2 protein-coding genes are annotated in these 3,867 nt (G+C 59.8%); one reads left to right on the forward strand and one right to left on the reverse strand.

From position 1 onward, the window contains the following. Window positions 1-211: 211 nt before the first annotated feature. Window positions 212-886 (reverse strand): class I SAM-dependent methyltransferase, encoded by a 675-nt coding sequence (locus tag AB1E33_RS29555; protein ID WP_372580804.1) that lies wholly within the window; start codon window positions 884-886, stop codon window positions 212-214. A 294-nt stretch (window positions 887-1,180) separates the two neighbouring features. On the opposite strand from AB1E33_RS29555, the gene AB1E33_RS29560 reads away from it, so the two are divergent. Next, window positions 1,181-3,867, forward strand: a 2,687-nt coding sequence (locus tag AB1E33_RS29560; RefSeq protein WP_372580805.1) for a calcium-binding protein, incomplete at its 3' end; no start/stop codon positions are given.

Here is a 3,867-nt window from a genome sequence, read left to right on the forward strand (position 1 = left end):
CCTCGATCACCGATTTCGCCGATCTGCAGACCAACCATCTGTCAGGCGGCGCCGAGGCGGTCATCACCGACGTCGCCGGCAACTCGATGACGCTTGTGGGCGTGGCCGAAGGCGCTCTGGATGCGGGCGACTTCATCTTCTGATCCCGCCCCGCGGCGCGGTCTGGTGCCGTCTGCGATATCCAAACTGCGGACGGCACAGCGCGCCTTCTCTATTTGGCAGGCTGCACTTTCACGTAGAAATTCGTCCGCATCGGGATCGGTAGCTTGTCCGGGTTGACGACCTTCAGCGCCGCAACCCCCGGTGATCCGAGATATTTGCGGACCTTCTCGGTGAAATACTCGTTGACCACCGGAATGTCATAGAACTGGATCGAGAAATCATTGTCCCGCATGCGGCGTTTGAGTTGCCGGTAGCTGTGCAGCGCACAATGCTGCGGAGGTTTCAAAAAATCGAACATGCGCCGCACCCCGTAAGTGGTTGACCAGCGCACCATCTCGAAAGGGATGTTCGTCCATTTGTTCGGGGTCTGCAAAAGGTAGTGCCCACCGGGTTTCAACACCCGGCGAACCTCGTTCAGATGCGCATCGGTATCGGGAATGTGCTCAATGACATCGAAACTCAGCACAAGATCGAAACTGCCATCATCGAAAGGCAGTTCGCTGCCTTCCGCCAGACGCACGTCCAATCCGGCAGGGGCGGCATCCACCACCTCCTGATCGGCGTCGATCGCGACCACCTCATGCCCGTCCGCCTTCAGTTTGAGCATCAGTTGGCAGCGACCACATCCGATTTCGAGGATGTGCAACGGGGTCTTCAAAAGTCCGGTCTGGTCCAGAAACTCGATATTCGAAGTCAGATTTCCCCAGTTTATTCGGTCATCCACAGAGCGCGCTCCTTCGTTATACTTTAAAAAATCACTCTCATGCGGCAAACGGCATATCCGCATGATGGCCGATTTCGCGCCTGCTATCCACTCCCGGACGCCATCGGCCTGGTTCGGCAGCCGCATGAGATGCCTTCGCTTCGTATCAATTTGATTGACCTGTTAAGAGCCCGTTGCTTTTATCCCGGCGGGGGCAAACGACATGATCGTATTTTTTAGGGCGCAAACCCGAGTTGAACGGGCCACATACGCTCAGACAGTACCAATGAATAATGAACTTGAGGGACGCTCTAGATGACAACATATACGCTGAACGGCTTTTCCACCTATTACGACAACGATATCGACGCGGATGTGGGCGTGAAATCCAGCACGACCTTGCAACTGACCGTGCGCGACGACATCACCACCATGCGCTACAGCGTTTTGCCGCTGGCTCCCGGCGACTCGGCGCCGGATGATCTCTATGTCGAAATCGAGCTGGACGAGTACAATGTCCGCATTGACGGCGCATTGTTTCAGGGATCGGACACCGATCCCGATACCTCGATCTTTCAGGTCAACTGGACCGACGCCGGCAACGTCCAGCGCGTCTCGACCGTTCTGATCGTCGAAGAGATTGATGCCAATGTGCCGCCCCATGGCACGGTCGATACCCAGAATATCTTCCTGCTGGGTGGTGATGCGCTGCCCACCTTCAACACGCTGGCGGCCTGGAACAATTTCCTCAACAATTCCCTGGACTCCCTGGATATTCCCCCCGGTGCCAGCCCGCTTGGCCCCAACAAGGATATCGCGTTCAACGCGCTCAGCGGTTCATTCACCGAAAATGACGTGATCGTCGGGACGAACGGTGCCGACAGTTTCGATGGCGGTGCCGGCAATGACAGCATCGAGGGGCTCGGTGGCGATGATATGCTGACCGGCGGCAATGGCAATGACACGCTGCGCGGCGGCAGCGGATCGGATTACCTCGAAGGAGGGGCCGGAAACGACTATCTGAACCCCGGCAACAACAGCGATTACGATAATGTGCAGCCGGGCACGGGCAATGACACCGTGGATTTCTCGGCCATCTCGAACTCGACCAGCTTTGCCGATATCGACATGTTCGATCTCAACGCTGGCGTAACCGCGACCATCAACGGCAACACCAATAGTGGCTTCATCAACAAGGGCGCCAACGGCACCACCACGATCCTCAACGTGAACAACCCGATGAGTGCCAGCGACGGCGGGTTCGGGCTCTATGCCACGGATCACAACGACATCCTCAACATCACCCCCGGTTCAAGCGGGTTCATCGTGATCGGTGGAGTGGGCGGCAATGACACCTTCAATATCGCGGTCGGCAATACCCATGTGCGGCTCGATTCCGTCTGGTGGAATGCCAGCACCGGCGTAGTGGCGAATTTGCAAACCGGCATCATTTCACAGGACGGTCATGGCGGCTCGGACACGATCAACGGCGTGGCCAATCTGACCGAGATCCGCACCACGATGATGAATGACAGCATCATCGGCAGCGATGGCCGCGACCGGATCATCCTGATGGCGGGCAATGACACCGCCGATGGTGGCGGCGGGTTCGACCTGCTGCGCTATGACCGCAGCCAGGTCGAGGCGGTCAATGTCAACCTGACCACCGGCACCGCAACTGGTATTTGGCGAGGTGAGGCCTTTACCCATACGATTAGCAATTTCGAGGAAATCCGCGGATCGCGCCAGGGCGATGACACGATCATCGGAAGCAACGGCACCGGAGAATATATCGAAGGCCGCGGCGGCAATGACAGCATCGAAGGCCGCGGCGGTGACGATGAACTGCGCGGCGAAGAGGGCAATGACACGTTGCGCGGCGGCAACGGCGACGACGAACTGCGCGGAGATGCGGGCAATGACGTGCTGTTCGGCGGCGACGGGGCGGACCGCCTGCGCGGCGGGGATGGGAATGATTCACTCAATCCCGGGGATAACGATGCCGACTATGATGGCATTGCGGCGGGCGCCGGACAGGACACGGTGAACTTCGCTGCCGCGTCGGATGGGTATTTTGGCCTGGAACACTGGGATCTCGATGCCGGGATCACCGCCTGGGTCAACGGTGCCACCAATAGCGGCTACATCGACAAGGGGGCCAATGGCTCAACGACACTCGTGAATGTGCAGAAGGCCATGCAGGCGGATGGGCTAGCCGTCGAAGGCTCTGAATTCAACGACACGATCAATGTCACGTCAGCCCCAGATAGCTTCGTCTCGGTGGTCGGCCGCAGCGGCAACGATGTCATCAACATCAAACCCGGCAGCGGTTACGTTCAACTCGATTCCGGGCATTGGGGGGCGTCAACCGGGGTTGTCATCAACCTGTCCACCGGCATCGTCTCAAATGACGGCTGGGGCGGTCAGGACACGATCAATGGGGTGGCCAATCTGGGCGAAGTCCGCACCACAATGCTGAATGACAGCGTGCGGGGCAGCGGTGGCGATGACAGGATGGTCCTGATGGCCGGCAATGACACGGTCGATGGCGCCGGCGGCTTCGATATGCTGCGCTATGACCGGACCGGGGTCGATGCGGTGACGCTGGATCTCAACACGGGCATCGCAACCGGCACCTGGCGGGGCGAGGCCTTCACCCACACGATCAGCGGCATCGAATATGTGCGTGGCTCGCGCGACGGGCATGACGACCTGACCGGCAAGGACGGGCAGGACAACCGGATCGAGGGCCGCGGTGGGCGCGACACCATCGACGGCGGCGCCAATGGCAACGATACGCTCGAAGGCGGCGACGGCAATGACGACATCGCCGGGCTCAGCGGCAACGACTTTCTCGATGGCGGTGATGGCCGGGATCTGCTGCAGGGCGAGGATGGCCGCGATACGCTCGAGGGCGGCGCAGGTGCCGACACGCTGCGGGGCGACGGCTGGGCCGACACGCTATCAGGCGGCGAGGGGGCGGACCAGCTCTATGGCGGCGA

This window comes from Ruegeria hyattellae (assembly GCF_041537925.1).
Taxonomy (GTDB): domain Bacteria; phylum Pseudomonadota; class Alphaproteobacteria; order Rhodobacterales; family Rhodobacteraceae; genus Ruegeria_C.